The 19,588-nt window shown below is 67.5% G+C and carries 19 protein-coding genes and 1 riboswitch; of the genes, 10 read left to right on the top strand and 9 right to left on the bottom strand.

All coding sequences use genetic code 11. The annotated features are described in order from the left end of the window. Positions 1 to 29: 29 nt before the first annotated feature. A complete protein-coding gene (locus I55_RS31940) occupies positions 30 to 818 on the bottom strand; it encodes a DEAD/DEAH box helicase (RefSeq protein WP_049974717.1) in 789 nt (262 codons plus the stop codon). Between the two features lie 396 nt (positions 819 to 1,214). Next, positions 1,215 to 1,444: riboswitch (cobalamin riboswitch) on the top strand. A 135-nt stretch (positions 1,445 to 1,579) separates the two neighbouring features. On the opposite strand from I55_RS31940, the gene I55_RS31945 reads away from it, so the two are divergent. Then, positions 1,580 to 3,634: a TonB-dependent receptor gene (locus tag I55_RS31945; RefSeq protein WP_044564769.1), complete on the top strand. Its 2,055-nt coding sequence runs from the start codon at positions 1,580 to 1,582 to the stop codon at positions 3,632 to 3,634. Between the two features lie 5 nt (positions 3,635 to 3,639). On the opposite strand, the gene I55_RS31950 is transcribed toward I55_RS31945, so the two are convergent. Then, positions 3,640 to 4,344 carry a 4'-phosphopantetheinyl transferase superfamily protein gene (locus I55_RS31950; protein WP_159107318.1) on the bottom strand — a complete coding sequence of 235 codons (705 nt, stop codon included), beginning with the start codon at positions 4,342 to 4,344 and terminating at the stop codon, positions 3,640 to 3,642. A 271-nt stretch (positions 4,345 to 4,615) separates the two neighbouring features. On the opposite strand from I55_RS31950, the gene I55_RS31955 reads away from it, so the two are divergent. Then, on the top strand, positions 4,616 to 5,311 hold the full coding sequence (locus I55_RS31955; RefSeq protein WP_049974720.1) for a hypothetical protein: 696 nt from the start codon (positions 4,616 to 4,618) through the stop codon (positions 5,309 to 5,311). 2 nt (positions 5,312 to 5,313) lie between these two features. On the opposite strand, the gene I55_RS36635 is transcribed toward I55_RS31955, so the two are convergent. The 3 genes from I55_RS36635 to I55_RS31970 form a co-directional block, all read right to left on the bottom strand. Continuing rightward, the gene (locus I55_RS36635) at positions 5,314 to 5,685 is read right to left on the bottom strand and encodes an NTF2 fold immunity protein (RefSeq protein ID WP_148294090.1); all 372 of its coding nucleotides are present in this window, start codon (positions 5,683 to 5,685) and stop codon (positions 5,314 to 5,316) included. Between the two features lie 314 nt (positions 5,686 to 5,999). Next, positions 6,000 to 6,611 (bottom strand): hypothetical protein, encoded by a 612-nt coding sequence (locus I55_RS36640; RefSeq protein WP_148294091.1) that lies wholly within the window; start codon positions 6,609 to 6,611, stop codon positions 6,000 to 6,002. A gap of 180 nt (positions 6,612 to 6,791) precedes the next feature. Next, complete coding sequence (locus I55_RS31970; RefSeq protein WP_307718741.1) at positions 6,792 to 8,369, bottom strand: acid phosphatase; 1,578 nt, start codon at positions 8,367 to 8,369, stop codon at positions 6,792 to 6,794. A gap of 121 nt (positions 8,370 to 8,490) precedes the next feature. Between I55_RS31970 and I55_RS31975 the strand changes: the two genes are divergently transcribed. The 3 genes from I55_RS31975 to I55_RS35275 all read left to right on the top strand — a co-directional run bounded on the left by I55_RS31975 (position 8,491) and on the right by I55_RS35275 (position 11,535). Next, entirely contained in the window at positions 8,491 to 9,672 is a 1,182-nt protein-coding gene (locus tag I55_RS31975; protein WP_085940162.1) for a cytochrome-c peroxidase, read from the top strand. A 236-nt stretch (positions 9,673 to 9,908) separates the two neighbouring features. Then, positions 9,909 to 10,997, top strand: a complete 1,089-nt coding sequence (locus I55_RS31980; protein ID WP_049974721.1) for an EAL domain-containing protein — start codon at positions 9,909 to 9,911, stop codon at positions 10,995 to 10,997. 154 nt (positions 10,998 to 11,151) lie between these two features. Further along, positions 11,152 to 11,535 carry a catalase-related domain-containing protein gene (locus tag I55_RS35275; RefSeq protein WP_083901612.1) on the top strand — a complete coding sequence of 128 codons (384 nt, stop codon included), beginning with the start codon at positions 11,152 to 11,154 and terminating at the stop codon, positions 11,533 to 11,535. A 16-nt stretch (positions 11,536 to 11,551) separates the two neighbouring features. On the opposite strand, the gene I55_RS31990 is transcribed toward I55_RS35275, so the two are convergent. From I55_RS31990 to I55_RS32000, 3 genes are read right to left on the bottom strand one after another with little or no spacing between them, the layout of a single operon-like run. Then, positions 11,552 to 13,159 carry a DHA2 family efflux MFS transporter permease subunit gene (locus I55_RS31990; protein WP_044564773.1) on the bottom strand — a complete coding sequence of 536 codons (1,608 nt, stop codon included), beginning with the start codon at positions 13,157 to 13,159 and terminating at the stop codon, positions 11,552 to 11,554. Beyond that, the gene (locus tag I55_RS31995; RefSeq protein WP_199902794.1) at positions 13,156 to 14,319 is read right to left on the bottom strand and encodes an HlyD family secretion protein; all 1,164 of its coding nucleotides are present in this window, start codon (positions 14,317 to 14,319) and stop codon (positions 13,156 to 13,158) included. The genes I55_RS31990 and I55_RS31995 overlap by 4 nt, the downstream gene beginning before the upstream one ends. A gap of 14 nt (positions 14,320 to 14,333) precedes the next feature. Continuing rightward, complete coding sequence (locus I55_RS32000; RefSeq protein WP_044564774.1) at positions 14,334 to 14,876, bottom strand: helix-turn-helix domain-containing protein; 543 nt, start codon at positions 14,874 to 14,876, stop codon at positions 14,334 to 14,336. A 126-nt stretch (positions 14,877 to 15,002) separates the two neighbouring features. On the opposite strand from I55_RS32000, the gene I55_RS32005 reads away from it, so the two are divergent. The 4 genes from I55_RS32005 to I55_RS32020 all read left to right on the top strand — a co-directional run bounded on the left by I55_RS32005 (position 15,003) and on the right by I55_RS32020 (position 18,108). Then, on the top strand, positions 15,003 to 15,500 hold the full coding sequence (locus I55_RS32005; protein ID WP_044564775.1) for a MaoC family dehydratase: 498 nt from the start codon (positions 15,003 to 15,005) through the stop codon (positions 15,498 to 15,500). A gap of 96 nt (positions 15,501 to 15,596) precedes the next feature. Beyond that, entirely contained in the window at positions 15,597 to 16,034 is a 438-nt protein-coding gene (locus I55_RS32010) for a 6,7-dimethyl-8-ribityllumazine synthase (protein ID WP_049974722.1), read from the top strand. 108 nt (positions 16,035 to 16,142) lie between these two features. After that, positions 16,143 to 16,568, top strand: a complete 426-nt coding sequence (locus tag I55_RS32015; protein ID WP_044564785.1) for a GtrA family protein — start codon at positions 16,143 to 16,145, stop codon at positions 16,566 to 16,568. A gap of 133 nt (positions 16,569 to 16,701) precedes the next feature. After that, positions 16,702 to 18,108 (top strand): MFS transporter, encoded by a 1,407-nt coding sequence (locus I55_RS32020; RefSeq protein ID WP_252181394.1) that lies wholly within the window; start codon positions 16,702 to 16,704, stop codon positions 18,106 to 18,108. Positions 18,109 to 18,135: 27 nt separating this feature from the next. Here the strand turns inward: I55_RS32020 and I55_RS32025 are convergent, their stop codons facing one another. After that, the gene (locus I55_RS32025) at positions 18,136 to 19,071 is read right to left on the bottom strand and encodes a Gfo/Idh/MocA family protein (protein WP_044564777.1); all 936 of its coding nucleotides are present in this window, start codon (positions 19,069 to 19,071) and stop codon (positions 18,136 to 18,138) included. 198 nt (positions 19,072 to 19,269) lie between these two features. Here I55_RS32025 and I55_RS32030 point away from each other — a divergent pair. Beyond that, positions 19,270 to 19,588 (top strand): SDR family NAD(P)-dependent oxidoreductase (locus I55_RS32030; RefSeq protein WP_044564778.1); only part of this gene is annotated, 319 nt, incomplete at its 3' end.

Below are 19,588 nucleotides of genomic sequence, written 5' to 3' on the forward strand. Positions count from 1 at the left end.
ACCGATACCCGCCTGGTCCAGTTGGGCGGTCACGCGGTTGGCGCCATGCTTGGTCCGGGTGAAGACGATGGTGCGCTGCATGCCCGGGCATCGCCGCGGATCAGGTCGAACAGCACGTGGCGCTTTTCCGCCGACGGCACGAAGATGACCTTCTGCGCGATGCGCTCGGCGGTGGTGGAGACGGGCGTCACCTCCACCCGCAGCGGATCACGCAGCATCTTGCCCGCCAGTTCCGACACGTCGGCCGGCATGGTGGCGGAGAAGAACAGCGTCTGCCGGTTGGCCGGCAGCTTGGCCATGATCTTCTTCAGGCTGTGGATGAAGCCCATGTCCAGCATGCGGTCGGCCTCGTCCAGCACCAGCACCTCGACCTTGTCCAGGCGCACATGGCCCTGGGTCATCAGGTCCAGCAGGCGGCCGGGGGTGGCGACGACGATGTCGACACCGCCGGTCAGCGCCTTCACCTGGCTGCCCTGGCCGACGCCGCCCAGGATGACGGTATGGGCGATCTTCAGGCCGGCACCGTAGTTGGTGATGCTCTCACCGATCTGCACCGCCAGCTCACGCGTCGGGGTCAGGATCAGGGCGCGGGGCATGCGCAGCGGCAGGGCCGACGGCGCGGCCCCCAGGCGCTGCAGGATGGGCAGGGTGAAGGCGGCGGTCTTGCCGGTGCCCGTCTGGGCGATGCCCAGGATGTCGCGGCCCGCCAGCGCATGCGGAATGGCCCGCGACTGGATGGGGGTGGCGGTGTGATGGCCCAGCTGGGCCAAGGCGGCCTGAATCTCAGGACGCAGCGAAAGGGTGTCGAAAGCGGTCAATGTCTTGGAATCCCAGGGCGACGCGCCGGCCGTTCTCTTTGGCGGCCGCGGATCGCGGTCAAGCCCTTGCCCGGGCGCGTGCCGGCAGGCGTGGTGTCGGAAGATGAATATGCCCTGGGTGCTACAGGGGCGATTTGGCCGCCACCGCTACGCGCCACCCGGGGGATACCGCCAGGCCCAACGGCCCGGCATGGGAACGGACGGACGAACGCGTCCATTCCTTAAGACCGCATAAGTGGATGCTACCGGTCCCAGGTACAAGGGAAATCGCCTGCGGGTGCCGGAATTGCTGCCATGCCCGCCTGGGAGGGGGCGTTGTCACACAACCGCCAAGCTTGTGCGACAGGGTGCTACCCCCCACCCGCGCGATCGCGTTTGCGCCAGCCCGCAATTCCCCTGTAGAAAGGGCGCGACGGTTCCCGCCCCCGAACAGGCGGGATGAAAAGGGAACGCGGTAGGGGACTCCAACCCGAAGCCGCGGCTGCCCCCGCAACTGTATGCGGCGAGCCCGACGCCACCCCTGCCCCATCCAAGGGCCGGGGTCGACGCCACTGGGAAACCGGGAAGGCGGCGTTCAGGGTCATGACCCGTAAGCCAGGAGACCTGCCGTCACGCCGTGGTCACGCACGGGCGCATTGGGCGGGGTGCACCAATGGGAACGATGCCCACCGCCGGTCCACTGGGGTTGATCCAGGCCGGTGCGGGAGTGGTCGTTCTTGGCCCGTGGTGACGTGTCACGTTGCCGAGAGGCCAATAAAATCATGAGTCGTTTTGTTTCCGGAATAACAACCTCGCTGTGCTTGCTGGCCAGCCCGGCGGCTCTTGCCGCCACCGATGATGCCGGCGGTGCCAGCGCCATGGCCGACGAGGTGGTGGTGACCGCCGCCCGCCGCGATCTGATCGGCAGCGCCGTCACCTCCAGCCAGGGCGTGGTGGTGAAGGAGGAGCTGGAGCTGTTGCCGGCCTACCGCGTGGGCCAGATGCTGGAGACCGTGCCCGGCCTGGTGGTCACCAGCCACAGTGGCGAGGGCAAGGCCAACCAGTACCTGCTGCGCGGCTTCAACCTGGACCATGGCACCGACATGGCCACCAGCGTGGACGGCATGCCCGTCAACATGCGCACCCACGCCCATGGCCAGGGTTACACCGACCTGAACTTCATCATCCCGGAACTGGCCAGCGGCATCGGCTACACCAAGGGCCCCTATTACGCCGCCCAGGGGGATTTCGCCGCCGTCGGCTCGGTGCAGATGGGGTATGTGGACCAGTTGGAGGATCAGGTGGCGCTGACCGCCGGCACGCTGGGCTATCAGCGCGCCTTCGCGGCCGGCGGCGCCGATGTCGGCAATGGCCACCTGCTGGCGGCCGGCGAGCTGGCGCACTACGACGGCCCCTGGGACCACCCGGACAACCTGCGCAAGGGCAACGCCGTGCTGCGCTACGCCCAGGGCGACCGCCAGGACGGCTTCACGGTCATGGCCATGTACTACAGGGCCCTGTGGCGCGCCACCAACGACCAGCCGGCGCGCGCCATCACGGAAGGCCTGATCGGCCGCTACGGCACCCTGGACCCCACGGACGGCGGCCAGGCCCGGCGCATGAGCCTGTCCGGCACCTACGCCACCCCGGTGGAAAAGGGCTGGCTGGCCGGCGGCGAGGTCACCGCCAACGCCTATGTCATCAACAACCAGCTGACCCTGTGGAACAACTTCACCCACTTCCTGGACAATCCCGTGGACGGCGACCAGCACGCCCAGGATGAGAACCGCATGGTGGCGGGCGGCGCCGTCAGCTACAGCCGCCCCTTGCGCCTGCTGGGTCTGGAGCATGAGATCGTCACCGGCCTGGATACCCGGTTCGATGACGTGCACGTGGACCTGCAGGCGACCAGGGCCCGCGTCCCCTTGGCCATGGTGAACAGCGACAACGTCCGGGAGGCCGGGGGTGGCGCCTACATCCAGGCGACCAGCCACTGGACGCCCTGGCTGCGCACCGTGGTCGGGGTGCGTGAGGACTACCTCACCGCCACGGACCACGGCACCAACGCCGGCGTGGTCGCCGCCCGCCTGTTCCAGCCCAAGGGCAGTGCCATCGCCACCCTGTGGCAGGGGACGGAGGTCTATGTCAGCGCCGGCCGCGGTTTTCACAGCGACGACGTGCGCGGCGTCACCCCTAAAGGCGCCGCCGGGGGTAGTGCCCCCTTGCTGGCCAAGGCGGATGGTGAGGAGGTGGGCATTCGCAGCACCATCCTGCCCAACCTGACCGCCACGCTGACAGCCTTCCAGATCGATTTCGTCTCGGAACTTACCTACGATCCCGACGTCGGCCAGACGGAAGCCGGCCGCCCCAGCCGCCGCCGGGGGCTGGAGCTGAACACCACCTACGCCCCGTGGGACTGGCTGGAGTTCTACGGCAGCGTCGCCTTCAGCCACGCCCGCTACACCGACAGCGATCCCGCCGGGAATTTCATCCCCGACGCGCCGAAGCTGATCGGGTCCCTCGCCCTATACCTGAAGGACCTGGGACCGTGGTCGGGCGGGGTGGAATACCGCTACTTCGGCGCCCACCCGCTGATCGAGGACAACAGCGTGCGGGCCGACGGCAGCAGCGAATGGAACCTGACGGCCAACTACACGCTGGCGGGGGGCCTGCGCTTCGGCATCGGCCTGTACAACGTTTTCGACAGCAAGGATGACGCGGCCGACTACTACTATACCGACCGCCTGCCGGGAGAGCCGGCGGAGGGCGTCAGCGACCGGCATGTCCATCCGCTGGAGCCGCGCTCCGTCCGGTTCACCGTCGCCAAGGTGTTCTGACCCCCTCAGCCCAGGCCGGCCAGCCCTTCTTCCACCACCAGGTCAATGGGGGGCTGGCCTTCCGGGCCGATCGTCGCCACAGCCAGCGTGTGGCCGCTGGGCAGATCCCGCGCCCACAGCCGGCAGTCCTGCCCCGGCGACAGGGAGCCATCGTGGCGGCACAGTTCCAGCGTGTCCGGCCGGATGGCGAAGCTGTCGGTCGGCAGCGACAGGCCGATGCCCAGCGCCTTGATGTAGGCCTCCTTCAAGGTCCAGATGGCCACCAGGTCCGGCCCGCCGCGGCCCGCCGGCCGGCCGTCCAGCCAGGCCAGTTCCTCCGCCGCGAACATGGCCGTCGCCAGGTCCGCGCCAATGCGGCGGTCCGAGGCCTCCACATCCACGCCCAGCCGGACGCCGGGGGCCAAGGTCACGCCGCAGGCCACCAAGCCGTCGGTGTGCGACAGGTTGAAGTCCAGGCCGGCCGGCGCATCCACCAAGCCCGGCTTGCCCTGCGGCGTGACGGTGGTGAAGGACAGCGCCGCCGGCGCCCGGCCCAGCAGTCGCGCCAACAGCAGACGCGCCAGGCCGTGGGCCGCCACATACTCCCGCCGGTTGCGCTCGAAAACGAAGCGCTGGGCCCGTGCTTGCTCACCAGCGTCCAGCACGGACCACAGCCGGTCATAAGCGGCCCCGTCCAGCAGGGCCAAGGGCAGGGTCCGCAAGACCAGCATGCGCATCCGATCGGTGAAGGGGCGAAAGACCGCACCAGATCAGGCCCTTGGTCCGCCCTTGTCAAGACCGCGTCCCGCGACCGGCACCGGACGCGTCACCACCCGGAAAATGATCCGCCAATATCAACGGGAACACAAAGAGGCATTACCCCGTTGAAGCACGCGATGACGGCGCAAATCCGACGCCTTCATTCCCGTTCCAGCACCCATGACCGTCCCTTCCGTGGCCCCACAGGGGACTTTGTTCACACCGTTACGGGAGCCGACGCCGATGACCCTCCGCCGCGTCCTGACCGCCACCCTGGCGCTGTCCGCCACCATCCTGACGTTTGCCGTCGGGCATGCCCACGCCCAGACCGCCGCACCGGACGACGGCCCGTTGCTGAGCGTCGGCCCGGTGGTCAGCACCCTGGGCCTGGGTGCCGAGATCGGCGCCCGACTGGATGATCATTTCGGCCTGCGCCTGAACGCCAACGGCTTCAGCTTCTCCGCCAACCACACGGTGCGCGACGTGCGCTATGACGGCGACGCCACGCTGGAATCCTTCGGCCTGCTGGCCGACCTGCATCCCTTCAGCGACGGCTGGCGCCTGAGCGCCGGCCTGCGCCTGAACCTGAACGAGGTCGACCTGAGGGGCACCCCGCGGAACGCCACCTACACCATCCAAGGCATGACCTACACCGCCAGCGAGGTGGGCAGCCTGAACGGCAAGATCGCCTTCAACCGCCTGGCCCCTTACGTCGGCGTGGGCTATGAGGGGGCCGTGGCCGACCACTGGCGCTTCGGCGTCGACCTGGGCGCCATGTACCACGGCACGCCCAAGGTCTCCCTCGCCGCCTCCGGCCCCGTCACCACCACCCCCGACTTCGAAAGCCGGCTGGACGCCGAACGCCAGGAACTGCGTGACGACGTGAAGGACTACAGCTGGTATCCGGTGTTGAGTCTGACGATGAAGTACGCGTTTTGACTCTATTTTTTCTTCTCGGCATTGTTAATGATCTTTGCGATATCATCAGGTATTGGCAACTTTACCTCCTGCTTATACATAATTATACGTCCGTCTTGCTTCGCGATGGTAACGCGATAGACCGATGGTGCTCCACCCTCGCTTTCATCGGGGGCGACGCTGCTGGTCACCACCCAATTTTTCCCCTTATCCTCCGCAGTCCATGGACGAAACCGCGCTGCCTCATCCTCACCGTGTCGGTGTTTAATCAGTAAATCTGCATATTCCCTAGCAAAATCGCCAGAGACGATCATGTCACCCAGCATGGATAGAAGAATTTCATCGGCTGTCCAAACACGTTCTCCATTCTCTGCGCTGTCCGACGAACTCATCATTTATCTCCCTATTGCTATCATTGAAACAATTCATCCCAAGGATTGGAGCCTGGCGAGAATTACTTATAATGAGGCCAGCTGTTCGCATCCTTTTGGTACATGCACATGACGCTCAGCGCCGGGAAAGGCATGCCCGGCTGAAGGCCTAGATCCCGCACACGTTTGTCGAATGACGTGACATGCTCCCCGAGTTGGACCAGCGGATACACCCGCTTTTGGCGATAGGTATAGGGCGGGCGAAGTCCTGTCTTCACTTCAATCAGCGTGGGGAATTGGTGCCCCGGAAACAAGGCCAGTATATCCGCCCGGGTAACCTACCCGTTTACGCCGAGGATCCGGACTTCGGTAATGACGATCGCCCCCCTGCTCCGTAACAGCAGCGCCTGTTCCTTCACGACCTTATCGTGAAAAGTGCCGGGATAATCGATATCCCAAAGGGACTCCTCTGGGTCGTTGTCGAAGTCTTCATTGCCGGCAAGCCAGGCCGCGAAAGACAGAGCATCCGGCCGCATGGCGTCCGCTTCATTTCCATCGCGTGTCCAGCGGCCGTGCCAATCCCTGGGTTCAGCCGGATCGTATTTGGCCAAGTCCACATGGGTATCGGACAAACGGCCGAGACCCGCGTCATCAACCTCGGGCAGGGCCAGATGCACCGCAGCGATCCTGGCACGCGCGCCATCCTGGTCATTCAACGCACGCGCTACGGCCCTCAGCCGGCTAGTCAGCGGCGCCACATCAGGGGCAGATACACCATAAGCCGCAGTGATGACGGATCGCAGAACGGCAGCCGGCTGGGGCTCAAAGCCTGCCGCCGTGTGCCGGAGCAGTGGGATGGCCGCCAGGCTCACCCCGTTGTCATTGCAAGAGAGGCCACGCGCGCTCGGCTGAGTTGACACAGTGAACCATCGTTGCGCCAACGCCGCCATGCCACCTTCCCCTTCCGGTTGTCGTGATCCGGTATGGATAATGTTCTTGATTTGTTCTTAGCACAAGCGCAACTTTCCCGCGCTCCCATCAAACGAAAACGGGCACCATCGCCGGTGCCCGTTCCGCTCAAACCTGAACTGTCCCGCCCGCTTACTTTTGGGTGAAATCGAGCGCGCCCGTCAGGTCACCCAGGGCCGGGCTGCCGTTGGCGGCCAAGGCCGCGTCGCGCTGCTTGATGCCTCCAGCTTGGGCAGGTCGAAGCGGCGGGTGATGAAGCGCAGGATGGAGGTGGTGTCGTAGAAGGTGTGGTCGACGTAGCCCTTCTTGGCGTAGGGCGAGATGATGATGGCCGGGATGCGGGTGCCAGGGCCCCAGCGGTCGGCCTTGGGCGGGGCCACATGGTCCCAATAGCCGCCGTTCTCGTCATAGGTCACGACCACCAGCATGTTCTTCCACTGCGGGGAGGCCTGCAGGTGCTTGACGATGTCGGCGATGTGGGCGTCGCCCGACGCCACGTCGGCATAGCCGGAATGCTGGGTCAGGTTGCCCTGCGGCTTGTAGAAGGTGACGGCGGGCAGCTTGCCGGCGTCGATGTCCTTGATGAAGGCCTTGCCCTCCAGACCACCGTCGCGCAGGTGCTCCTTCCGCGCCTGGGTGCCGGGGGCGGTGGTGGCGAAGTAGTTGAAGGGCTGGTGGTGGTACTGGAAGTTGGGCACGGGCGAAGCGTTGCCATGGTCCAGCGTCTCCTGCCAGGCACCGCCGTACCAGGCCCAGCCGACCTGCTTCGCGCTCAGCAGGTCGCCGATGTTGGGCATGGTCTGCGGCGGCAGGGTGGTGGGGTTGGCCGGGTCCGCCAGTGCCGCGTCGCCACCCGGCGCCGGCTTGTTGCCGCTGGGCTGATAGGGCGGCTGCATGGTGTTCACGGCGTAGAAGTCGGGCGTGAGGTTGCCGCTGTTCACGAACTTCGGCGGGCCTTCCAGGGCAGACTTGGGCGAATTGGCCGCCAGCGTCAGGCTGACACGATCCGGGTTGACCACCGAGATCTGCTCCTTCGCCGGCCCCTGGTCGGCATGGGGATAATAGGGCGCGCAGGCGCAGATCAGGACGATGTGGTTGAAGAAGGAACCGCCGAAGCCGCCCATGAAGAAGTTGTCCGCCAGCGTGTATTGCCGCGCCAGCGTCCACATCGCCTGTGACGAGCCGTCGTAGTGGCCCATGACCAGGGCGCCGCTGTCGGCGTAGGCCACGAAGCGGTCGTTCTTGCCGCCGTCGATCTGCATCTGGTTCTCATAGAACCGGTGCACCAGGTCGCGGGTGATGACGCCCTGGCCCTGGTTGAAGCCCTTGGGATCGTCGATGGCGAAGGGCTGGTTGGGCAGATGCTCCGTCTGGGCCTGCGTAACCTCCGGTGTGACACCGCGCGCGGTCAGCCCCTTCCAGATCGGCGGCAGTTCCTTCAGCACGCTGCCGTCGCGATCCACCTGCGCCAGGCTGGCCGGCGGGGCGTTGGCGATGCCGTTGGCGCCGGGGAAAGTGCCGTACAGGTTGTCGAAACCGCGGTTTTCCGCGTAAATCACCACCACGGTCTTGATCTTGGCCAGATTGGCGTCATGACCATTGGCGTCATGACCGATGGCGGCGGCATCCGCCGCCATCGCCCGGTCACCGAACCCTGCCATGATGCCGGCGGCCAACGCCACCGCGGCCACACCCCGACGCAAGCTTCCGCCCCGTGCCATGCCCAAGCCCAATGCCATGATGGTCCCCTTCTTCATCGTCGTGTCTTTGCTGAAGGTCTTATACGCAGACGCCCCAAAACGCATCCCTTCCCCACGCGCGCCCTTGCGGGCGGCGATCCTTTTCCTCGCGGTCGCAGCCATGCTCGCGGCGCCCAACGCGGCCCGCGCCCAGGGCCTGGGCCGGGCGGAGGTGCGGCGCCAGGCCGCAGCCTTGGCCGAGGTGGGCCGGCGCCTGTTCTTCGACCCCCGCCTGTCGGCCAGTGGCACTCTCGCCTGCGCCAGCTGCCATGACCCGGCGCACGCCTTCGGCCCGCCGGACGGGGCGGCGGTGCGCCTGGGCGGGGCGGACGGCGTTACGCCGGGCCTGCGCGCCGTGCCCTCGCTGAAATACCTGCAGGACGTGCCCGCCTTCACCGAGCATTACCGGACGCCGGAGGATGAGGGGGATGAGAGCATCGACAACGGCCCCACCGGTGGGCTGACCTGGGACGGCCGGGTGGACGGCCAGCGGGAGCAGGCGCGCGTCCCCCTGTTCAGCCCGTTCGAGATGGGCAACGCCAGCGCCGCCGACCTGGGGGCACGGCTGGAGCGGGCCGGCTACGGCGCGCAGCTGCGGGCGGCGGTGGCGGGCGGGCAAGCCGACGTGCTGGACCTGGCCCTGCGGGCGCTGGACGCCTTCCAGCAGGACGGCCCCACCTTCCACCCTTACACCTCCAAGTATGACGCCTATCTGGCGGGCAAGGCCACGCTGACGGACGAAGAGGCGCGCGGGCTGGCGGCGTTCGAGGATCCGGCGCGGGGCAACTGCGCCAGCTGCCACATCAGCCGGCGGGGCAACGACGGCACGCCGCCGCACTTCACCGACTATGGCTTGATCGCCATCGGCGTGCCGCGCAACCGCGACATCCCGGCCAACGCCGACCCGGCCTATTTCGACGAGGGGCTGTGCGGCCCGCTGCGCACCGACTTCACCGGCCAGCCCGATTATTGCGGCCGCTTCCGCACCCCCACGCTGCGCAACGTGGCCCTGCGCCAGGTGTTCATGCACAACGGCGCCTTCCACACCCTGGAGCAGGTGATGGAATTCTATGCGGAACGCGACAGCGACCCGGGCAAGTGGTACCCGCGCGACGGCAAGGGCGGCGTCCTGAAGTTCGACGACCTGCCAGCCGCGCACCAGGCGGCGATCAACATGGAACCGCCCTTCGGCCGGCGGCCGGGCGAGGCGCCAGCGCTGAACGAACGCGACATTCACGACATCATCGCCTTTCTGGGCACCCTGACGGACGGCTGGTCGGCCACCAAAACGGCGGGACCATAGTCCAAGCCCATCTCAGGATGATGACAGCCGGCCACCCCAGACCCCGCATCCCAGACCCCCGTGTCCCCAAACCTAGGTAGGGGGTCACAAGGCGGGGTCGAACCCCCAGGATCACCCCATCACTTTCGGGGGTGGGACGGGGTATCGGCGATGGCCATCACAGCGCGATTTCATCATTTCACGCATGCTGCGCGGCACCCCCGCCCGGCCCATGAGTTCCCGATGATGAGCTCCCGATGATCCTGCCCCTGCTTTCCCCCCACCGGCGCGACAGCGGCCTGTTGAACCTGCTGGCCGGCGGTGGCGTGCTGGTCCTGCTGCTGGCGATCCTGACCTGGGACGGGCTGCGCGACGTGGTGGCTGAGTTGACGGGCCTGAGCATGGCGCGGGGGGAGATGCTGAGCCTGCTGGCGCTGGTCGCCATCGCTGGACTGACCGTCCACCTGGCCCGCCGCATCTGGGACATGGTTCCCCACGCGCGCTTCTCAACGGAGGAGCGGCGCATCCTGCGCACCCTGCCCCAAGCCCTGGCCCGGGGGGAGATCCAGCCGCACTTCCAGCCGGTGGTGGACGCCGATACCGGCCAGGTGGTGGCGGTGGAGGCGCTGGCCCGTTGGATCAAGGCGGATGGCACCATCCTGCCGCCCAGCCAGTTCATCGGCCTGGCGGAACGCGCCGGCCTGATCCGGCTGCTGACCAAAGGCATCGTCGAGCATGCGGTGCGTACCGCCGCCGCCTGGCGGGAGCATGACCTGGACATCCCCATTTCCATCAACCTGTCGGTGGAGGACCTGGAGGCCAGCGACCTGGTGGAGCATCTGATCGCCCTGTGCGACCGGCACGGCGTGCCCCACGGCGCCATCCGGGTGGAACTGACGGAGACCCAATCCATCGTCCATTTCGATGTGGTGGACCGGGCGGTGGCCACCCTGCGCCAAGCCGGCATGGCCGTGTACCTGGACGACTTCGGCACCGGCTACGCCTCGCTCAGCGTGCTGCACCGCATCCCCTTCACCGGCATCAAGCTGGACCAGAGCTTCATCCGCCGCATGCGGGAGGACCCGCGGGCCGACGCCATCGTGCGCGCCAGCGTGGCCATCGCCCGCGACCTGGGCCTGGCCCTGGTCGCCGAGGGGGTGGAGGATAGTGAGACGCGCGACCGCCTGGGCCAGCTGGGGGTGAGTCACATCCAGGGCTATGTCTACGCCCGGCCCATGCCCGCCCACGACATCGTCCATTACACCCGCCAGGCCCAGGCGGCCCAAAACCCGGCGGTCCAGATCCAGGCGGTCCAGATCCAGGCGGCCCTGACCCTCTCACTGTAAGCGGATCTGTCCAACGCCGCCGGCCGCCGCTACTGATTGACGCCACACAGACGGACAAAAACTCGCCTGGCCGTACAAGCCATGGATGGCGGCGGCGATCATTCTGACCGTGGTTGAACCGGGTCCGGGCCCGGCCTTGAGGAGGGTGATCCCTATGGCACGCTATCCTGCCCTGTTCTGCCTCACCTGCGGCCGGGTCGAATCCGTTCCGGGTCGCATGGCCCAGCCATTCCTGCCCACCGCCGTCAACACCCCGGGGAACGCCCCGGGCACCCCCGCTGGAGCAACGGTCCTCCAGCCTGATGAGGGAGCACGCACCATGGCCAACATGAACGCCTTGTTCCGGCTGCTGAGCCCGGCGCAGCGCGCCATCCTGATGGATGACGTCGCCGCCTCCATGCGGGGGTTGCCCCCGGCCCTGCAACAGCGCCAGTTGGCCCACTTCGGCCGCACCGACCCGGCTTACGGCGCCGGCCTGGCCGCGCGGCTGGGGCTGTCCCTGCCCACCCTGGTGGAGGCAAGCAACCAGGCCGGGTGAGGGAACCTTCGCCCAATCAATGCGCGTCGGCGGATGGCCCCCTGGGCGGCGCCACCTTGCGCATGGCCGGCACCAGCAGCGTGGCCACCACGAAACACACCATGATGACCAGGAAGGCGTCGGCATAGGCCATGGTCTGCGCCTCCCGATAGGCCAGGGACCATAGCTGCTTCAGCGCTGCCCCCTGCCCCCGCACCGCGTCACCGCCCAGCGTGGCGACGTCCGCCGCCTCGACCTTGGCCACCAGGGCGCGCATGGGGTCGCTGGCCGGCGTCAGGTGTTCGGCCATACGCAGGAAGTGCAGGTTGGTGCGGTCGTTCAGGATGGTGCCGCAGACAGCGATGCCGATGGCGCCGCCCAGGTTGCGCATCAGGTTGAACAGGCCCGACGCCTGCTTCAGCCGCGACGGGGCCAGGCCGCCCAGGGTCAGCGTGACGATGGGCGCCACCGCGAACTGCTGGGAGAAGCCCCGGAAGGCCTGGGGGATCAGCAGTTCCCGCCAGCCCCAGTCATGGGTGATGGGGGTGAAGTTCCACATGCTGAGGGTGAAGCCGGTCAGACCGACCATCATCAGCCAGCGCAGGTCCACCCGCTTGGCCAGGATGGTGTAGAGGGGAATGGCGCTGACCTGGAACAGGCCGGTGGAAAACACGGTCAGGCCGATGTCCAGCGCGCTGAAGCCCCGCACCCGGCCCAGGAACAGGGGCGTCAGGTAGATGGTGGCGAAGATGCCGATGCCGGTGATGAAGGAGAACAGGCAGCCCAGGGCGAAGTTGCGGCTTTTCAAGGCGCGCAGATCCACCACCGGATTGGCGTAGGTCAGGCTGCGCCAGACGAAGGCGATGCCGGCCAGGCCGGAGATCCAGGCCGTCAGGCGAATGGTGTCGTCGCCAAACCAGTCCCAGCGCGGCCCCTCCTCCAGCGTGTATTCCAGGCAGCCCAGGAAGATGGCCATCAGCAGCATGCCGGGATAGTCCGCCCCCTTCACCAGCGACCAGTCAGGCTCGTCGATGCGCACCAGCAGGGGCACGACGATGGTGACGAACAGGCCCGGCACCAGGTTGATGAAGAACAGCCAGTGCCAGGAGTAATGGTCGGTGATCCAGCCGCCCACGGTGGGGCCCAGCGTGGGCGCCAGCGAGGACAAGGCGCCCACCGTGGCGGCGGCCACCACCACCCGGGGGCCGGCGAAGAAGGCGAAGGCGGAGGTGAAGACCATGGGGATCATGGATCCGCCCAGGAATCCCTGCAGCGCCCGGAAAGCGATCATGCTCTGGATATCCCAGGCCCAGCCGCACAGCAGGCTGGTCAGGGTAAATCCGGCGGCGGAAACGGCGAACAGCCAGCGGGTGGACATCACCCGGGCCAGCCAGCCGGACAGCGGGATGACAATGATCTCCGCGATCAGATAGCTGGTCTGGACCCAGGCGGTCTCATCCGTGCCGGCCGACAGCCCGCCACCGATGTCGCGCAAGGAGGCGGAGACGATCTGGATGTCCAGCAGCGCGATGAACATGCCCACGCACATGACGGCGAAGGCGAAGACCTTGGCGCGGGGGGACAGTTCCTTGCGGGCCGGGGCGGCTATCGCCGTCCCTGGGCCCCCGGCGACGGTAGCGGTCACGGCGCCGCCGTCCCGGCGGTGGCCACCTTGGCGGTGGGGGCGCCATCCTTGGTATTGATGGCGGCGGTCACCGACAGGCCGGGGCGCAGGCTGCCCAGCAGGCTGCCCTCACCATCCAGCAGGATGCGCACCGGCACCCGCTGCACGATCTTGGTGAAGTTGCCGGTGGCGTTTTCCGGCGGCAACACGCTGAACTGGGCGCCGGTGGCCGGCGCCATGCTGACCACACGGCCATGGAATTCCCGGCCCGGCAGCACGTCGGCCTCCACCGTCACCGGCTGGCCGGCCTTCAAGCCCGCGATCTGGTTTTCCTTGAAGTTGGCGTCCACCCACAGGCCCTGCGCCGGCACGATGGCGATCAGCTGCGCGCCAACGGTGGCATAGGCGCCGGGCCGGGCGCTGCGGTTGCCGACGGTGCCGTCGATCGGGGCCCGCAGCTCGGTGTAGCTGAGGTTCAGCTGGGCGGTGTCGCGGTCGGCGATGGCGCCGGCCAGCGCCGCCTCCGCCTGGCGCTTCTGGGTGTCGATGACGTCGGTCTGGCGCTGGGCCGCCTGCAGGGTGGCCGTGGCCTTTTCGCCATTGGCCACCGCCTGCTTGTAGGCCGCGTCCGCCTTCTCGAAGGCCTGGACGGAGGCCGCCGCCGTGGCCGACAGGGCGCGGTAGCGGTCCTGGTCGTACCTGGCGCGATCCGTCTCCGCCTTGGCGGCGCCGACGCCGGCGGCGGCCTGGTTGATGACGGCCTGCTGCAGGCGGCGCTGGGCGTCCAGATTGGCCAGCGTCGCCTCCTGCGCCTCGACGGCGGCGGTGGCGCGGGCCAGCGCCGCACGATAGTCCCGGTCGTCCAGCTTCAGCAAAAGATCGCCGGCATGAACCATCTGGTTGTCGGTCACCTCCACCTTGGCGATGAAGCCCGACACCTTGGGCGCGATCACCGTGACGTCGCCGCCAACATAGGCATCGTCCGTGCTTTCGATGAAGCGGCCCGCCGTCCACCAATCATAGCCGTAGGTCGCGGCGGCGACGCCGAGCCCCAGGCCCAGGGCGGAGAACAGCAGCGTGCGGCCCAGGCGCCGTGTCCTGCCGGGTGTACCGGCGATGGGCGTACCGACGGCGTTCTGCTGTTCATACAGTTGCGTGGTCATGGGCAGTTGCGTGGTCATGGGCGGGGCATCCTTCAGGCGGCGTCGGCCGCGTCGGCGGAACCGGCGGTCGGGGATGTGGGTTGCGGCGTCGTTGCGGGCCAGACGGGGTAGCGGGATTTGGTCCGCGCGTCGGCGGCGGGGCCGGCCACGGTGCGGAAGGCCGGCCAGGTCAGGGGACGGCCGCTGTGGCGGTCGATCAATTGCGGCTCGGCCGGGGTGCCGGTGGCGCTGTCCACCAGCTGAATGGCCAGCCCCTCCGGGGAGAAGTGCTTGTTGCCCCAGGCCATGATGGTCCACAGCACGGGGCGGAAATCCAGGCCTGCCGCGGTCAGCACATATTCATGGCGCAAGGGCCGGGTGCTGTAGGGCCGCTTTTCCAGCAGTCCGTCGGCCACCAGGGCGTTCAGCCGCCGGGTCAACATGTTGGGGGCGATGCCCAGGTTCTTCTGGAACTGGTCGAAGCGCGTGGCGCCCAGGAAAGCCTCACGCAAAATATGGATGGTCCACCATTCACCCACCCGTTCCAGGCTGCGGCCGATGGGGCACTGTGGATTGAGCGGACTGTTGTGGTGCATCGTGCCATCCCATGTTACTTTCATTATGAAAGCGACGTGGCGCTATATGGCCTTATATACTTTCATTATGCAAGTCACTAATCCGGCCCCTTGACCCCAGAACCCTGCGACGGGAGCAAACCACCCATGTCAGAAACGGCGCCCTTCACGCCAACCACTGCCACTGCCAAGCTGTACCTGGACGACCTGCAGCCCGGTCAGCGTCATGTAACAGGCAGCCACACGTTGAATGCCGATGAGATCAAGGCGTTCGCGGCGCAATTCGACCCCCAGCCCTTCCATCTGGATGAGGAAGCGGCGGGCCGTAGCTTCTTCGGCGGCCTGGCCGCCAGCGGCTGGCACACGGCGGCCATCACCATGCGGCTGATGGTGGACGGCCTGCCTATCGCCGGCGGCGTGATTGGCGCGGGTGGGGAGATCACTTGGCCTGCCCCCACCCGGCCCGGCGACACACTGCAGGTCCATTGTGAAATCCTGGAGGTGAGGCCGTCCCGCTCCCGCCCCGACAGGGGAATGATCACCATGCGCAGCGAGACGCGAAACCAACGGGGCGAGGTGCTGCAGTTGCTGACCACCAAAGTGGTGGTGTTCCGCCGCCCGCCGGGGGAAAACGCGGAAGGTTGACCTGCATGGCGGGCCGGGTTCCCCGAGGGGCCCCTTTCCGCCATACTGCGGCCGGCAGCCGGAATGGCCGCCGCGCTTAATTCGGGAGTAGAGCCTTTGTCCAAGAATAGCGGAGTCGCCATCGTCGTCGGCTCCTTCCACAAGAATGAATGCGAGACGATGCTGACCGCCGCCGCCGCCGCCATCCGGGAACGCGGCATGGAGTTGCGGGCGGTGGTGCGCGTGCCGGGCTCTTATGAAAAGCCGCTGGCCACCAAGCGCCTGCTGCTGCGCGACGACGTCGACGCCGTGGTGGTGCTGGGCATCATCGAACATGGTGAAACCGCGCATGGCCGCGTCATGGGCCAATCGGTCAGCGACGCCCTGGTCAACATGCAGCTCGAATTCATGAAGCCCATCGGGGTTGGCATTATCGGCCCCGGGGTGTTCCCCACCCAGATCCAGCCACGGCTGGTCGGGCACGCCGTGGCCGCCGTGGCGGCGGTGGAGGTGATGCTGGCCGGCGCCGAATCCCCGTACGACATCGGGAAATGACACGGGATGGGGGGCGCCTGTTCCCTTGGGGATAAGACGCCCCCCAATCAGTCCTTAACCTTTTCCATGCGACATTGCGTTTTCGGCACCAACCTGATCAGCGGACCCATGAGGCAACTTACCCCCCTGCTCCGCTACGCGGTGTTCGCGCTCATCGCCGGTGGCGTCAATCTGGGCTGTCAGCATCTGACCACCCTGATTTACCAGGGCATGTTCGCCCTGACCGGCGCCATGATGGTCGGCACCGGTGCTGGCCTGGTCACCAAGTATATCCTGGACAAACGCTGGATTTTCGAGGACCGGTCCACCGGCGTCAAGGCCCACGCCCGGCGCTTCAGCCTCTATACTCTCAGCGGTGGGTTCACCACCTTGATTTTCTGGGGCATGGAATACGGCTTCGACGCCATCCCCCCGGCCGGCCGCTTCCGCTATCTGGGCGCTGTGCTGGGCCTGCTCATCGGTTACGTCGTGAAATACCAGATCGACAGGCGCTACGTCTTCGCCATGAGCCGGGCGGCCTCCGCCACCCCTTGAGCCACCACCCGCAAAGCAGCATGCCACGCCAGCGCTTTCACCACGTCTGGACGGCCCCGACTTCGACTATCCCAGTGGCGACCAGATGAATGGGCGGGCCTGGCAGGGCGCCCCCGCGCCCCGGAAGAGGCCGATGACCGCAGACGTGATGGATGCCCCGAAAGCGGCCCCGGCCGATGGCCTGCCTGACCGGCCGCGCTTCTGGGCCATGGCGGCCATCCTGACCGCCGTGGGCATGGCAACGCTGGACACCGCCATCGCCAACACGGCCCTGCCCACCATCGCCGCCGACCTGAACGCCACCGCCGCCGATAGCGTCTGGGTGGTGAACGCCTATCAGTTGGCCATGGCCGCCGCCGTTTTGCCCCTGGCCTCACTTGGCGACCTTCTGGGGCAGAAACGGGTCTATCTGGCCGGTCTGATCCTGTTCGCCATATCGTCGCTGGCCTGCGGCTTGGCGCCCACCTTGACGCTGCTGGAACTGGCCCGCGTGGTGCAGGGGTTGGGCGCCGCGGCTTTGATGAGCGTGAACATCGCGCTGATCCGCCACATCTATCCGGCCCGCATCATGGGCCGGGGATTCGGCCGCAACGCCTTGGCGGTCGCCATATCCTTCGCCGTCGGGCCCACCGTCGCCTCCTCGATCCTGTCGGTGGCGACCTGGCACTGGCTGTTCCTGGTGAACGTGCCCCTGTGCTTGCTGTCGCTGGGCCTGGGCATTGTCACCCTGCCCTCGATTCCGCCCCTGGCCCATCGCTTCGATCTGGTGGCGGCGGCACTGACCGCCGGCCTGTTCTCCCTCCTGGTGCTGGGCATGGGGGAGGCGGCGCATGCGGCGTCCTGGCCCCAGTTGCTGGCGGAACTGGTGGGGGCGGCCCTCTGCGGCGTCCTGCTGCTGCGGCGCCAGCGGGGGCATCCGGCCCCCATGCTTGCCGTGGATCTGTTCCGCAACCCCGTCTTCACCCTGTCGGCCGTCACATCGGTATGCACCTTCGTGGCCCAGGGCCTGGCCTTCGTCTCCCTGCCCTTCCTGTTCCAGTCGGTCATGGGCCGATCGGCGGTGGAGACGGGATTGCTGATCACCCCCTGGTCGGTGGTGGTGGCCATCATGGCGCCCATCGCCGGCAAACTGTCCGACCGCTATCCCCCCGGCATACTGGGCGGCGTCGGCCTGGCCATGCTGGCCTTGGGCATGGCGCTGACGGCGCTGATGCCGGCCAACCCGTCCGGCCTGGATATCGCGTGGCGCCTGGGGGTTTGCGGCGCCGGCTTCGGCTTCTTCCAGTCGCCCAACTTGAAGGCCATCATGAGCAGCGCGCCCCTGCACCGCAGCGGCGGGGCCAGTGGCATCGTCGCCAGCGCGCGGCTGCTGGGGCAGTCCGCCGGCGCGGCGCTGACCGCCGCCTGCTTCGGCCTGCTGGCCAACCATGATCTGACCTATGGCGCCGTCCTGGCCCTATGGCTGGGCGCCGCCGCCGCGGGGGCGGCCAGCGTCGCCAGCTTCCTGCGCCAGACCGTGAAGCCTCACCCGTCTGTTTAGTCCCTAAGAGCGGGATGAGTTAAAATCTCATGCCGCTGGTGTCAGGGCCTGAATACGCGCGACCACCTCCTCGCACAGGCGGTGGGTTTCCAGGGCGTCGTGGGCGCTTAAGACGCGGCCGGCGCCCAGCGCGCCCAGGAAATGATCCACCACCTGGCGGATGCCACGCTGGTCGGCCACCGGGGTCCAGTCGCCCCGCCGGCTGGTGGTCTGGACCCCCGCCTCCGCGATGTGCACGTCGGACAGGTCAACGACGCGGTGGCGGACAGCCTGCCCGTCACGCCCCTGGCCCGACACCTCCACGACTTCCTCGTTCACCCCGGCGACACGGTTCATGGTGCCGATGGCGGTGCAGGCGGTAGCCCCGCTTCCGCCCGACAAGGTCAGCACCACATGGTGCAGCAGGCCGTCCCGCACCCGGGCGTCCACCCGCACATCGCGCACCGGCGCCGGCAGCAGGAAGCGCAAGGTGTCCACCACGTGGATGAAGTCGTCGAACACCACCGCGCGCGGCGCGTCGGCCAGGTCCACCCGATGCTTTTGCATCAGCACGAGGTCGCGGGGCACGCCGGCCAGGGCGACATAGGCCGGGGCATGGCGGCGGTTGAAGCCGACCATCAGGCTGACCTCCCGCGCGTCCGCCAGGGCCACCAGCCGCTCCGCCGCCGCCGCTGAGTCCGCCAGCGGCTTGTCCACATAGGTCGGGATGCCGGCCATCAGCAAGCGGGTCACCAATTCCTCATGCGCCGCCGTGGCGGCATGGACGAAGGCGGCGTCCAGCCCATCACGCAGCAGGGCGTCCAGATCGCTGTAGGCATGGGCCGCCCGCCAATCAGCCGCCACCGCCCGGACCTTGGCCGCGTCACGCGACATCAGGGCCAGCGTGATGCCCCGCCGGACGCCCAGCACCGGCAGGTAGGCCTTGCGGGCGATATCCCCCAGGCCGATCATCGCCACACGCATGCATCCCCCTGTAGTCCATGGCCGCGCAGGCGGCAGCTTAGCGCCCGAGGCCGTCGGAAAACCAGCGGGGGCGCGGCGCGATATCGCATGCCGTTTCAAATTAGGGCCTGAATCGTACAAGCGGCCCCGGCCGAACAGCGGCACCCTGCCCTCAAAAGGGCCACTGACACGGCCGCTGAACCCTTGGAAACGACAGGCATGACGAAGAAATTGGCGGGCAAGGTGGCCCTGGTCACCGGCGGCTCGCGCGGTATCGGCGCGGCGACGGCGAAAGCCCTGGCGGGCGCGGGAGCGGACGTGGCCATCAGCTATCTGGCCTCCGCCACCCTGGCCGATGCCGTGGCGCAGGACGTGCGGTCCCAGGGACGGCGGGCGGCGGCGTTCAAGGTGGATCAGGGCAACCCGCTGGAGGTGGAGGGCCTGGTGCGCATGGTGGTGGCCCAGTTCGGCCGCCTGGACATCCTGGTCAACAACGCCGGCATGTTCGCCACCGGCGATGTGGATGACGACGATAGCG

Source organism: Azospirillum sp. B4, assembly GCF_000333275.1.
Lineage (GTDB): Bacteria > Pseudomonadota > Alphaproteobacteria > Azospirillales > Azospirillaceae > Nitrospirillum.

What these genes read in the sequence shown, in the direction of transcription:
- I55_RS31945 (WP_044564769.1), top strand. Translation starts at nt 1,580, where the DNA reads ATGAGTCGTTTTGTTTCCGGAATAACAACCTCGCTGTGCTTGCTGGCC.
- I55_RS31950 (WP_159107318.1), bottom strand. Translation starts at nt 4,344, where the DNA reads ATGCTGGTCTTGCGGACCCTGCCCTTGGCCCTGCTGGACGGGGCCGCT.
- I55_RS31955 (WP_049974720.1), top strand. Translation starts at nt 4,616, where the DNA reads ATGACCCTCCGCCGCGTCCTGACCGCCACCCTGGCGCTGTCCGCCACC.
- I55_RS36635 (WP_148294090.1), bottom strand. Translation starts at nt 5,685, where the DNA reads ATGATGAGTTCGTCGGACAGCGCAGAGAATGGAGAACGTGTTTGGACA.
- I55_RS36640 (WP_148294091.1), bottom strand. Translation starts at nt 6,611, where the DNA reads ATGGCGGCGTTGGCGCAACGATGGTTCACTGTGTCAACTCAGCCGAGC.
- I55_RS31970 (WP_307718741.1), bottom strand. Translation starts at nt 8,369, where the DNA reads ATGGCATTGGGCTTGGGCATGGCACGGGGCGGAAGCTTGCGTCGGGGT.
- I55_RS31975 (WP_085940162.1), top strand. Translation starts at nt 8,491, where the DNA reads ATGCTCGCGGCGCCCAACGCGGCCCGCGCCCAGGGCCTGGGCCGGGCG.
- I55_RS31980 (WP_049974721.1), top strand. Translation starts at nt 9,909, where the DNA reads ATGATCCTGCCCCTGCTTTCCCCCCACCGGCGCGACAGCGGCCTGTTG.
- I55_RS35275 (WP_083901612.1), top strand. Translation starts at nt 11,152, where the DNA reads ATGGCACGCTATCCTGCCCTGTTCTGCCTCACCTGCGGCCGGGTCGAA.
- I55_RS31995 (WP_199902794.1), bottom strand. Translation starts at nt 14,319, where the DNA reads ATGACCACGCAACTGCCCATGACCACGCAACTGTATGAACAGCAGAAC.
- I55_RS32000 (WP_044564774.1), bottom strand. Translation starts at nt 14,876, where the DNA reads ATGCACCACAACAGTCCGCTCAATCCACAGTGCCCCATCGGCCGCAGC.
- I55_RS32005 (WP_044564775.1), top strand. Translation starts at nt 15,003, where the DNA reads ATGTCAGAAACGGCGCCCTTCACGCCAACCACTGCCACTGCCAAGCTG.
- I55_RS32015 (WP_044564785.1), top strand. Translation starts at nt 16,143, where the DNA reads ATGAGGCAACTTACCCCCCTGCTCCGCTACGCGGTGTTCGCGCTCATC.
- I55_RS32020 (WP_252181394.1), top strand. Translation starts at nt 16,702, where the DNA reads ATGACCGCAGACGTGATGGATGCCCCGAAAGCGGCCCCGGCCGATGGC.
- I55_RS32025 (WP_044564777.1), bottom strand. Translation starts at nt 19,071, where the DNA reads ATGCGTGTGGCGATGATCGGCCTGGGGGATATCGCCCGCAAGGCCTAC.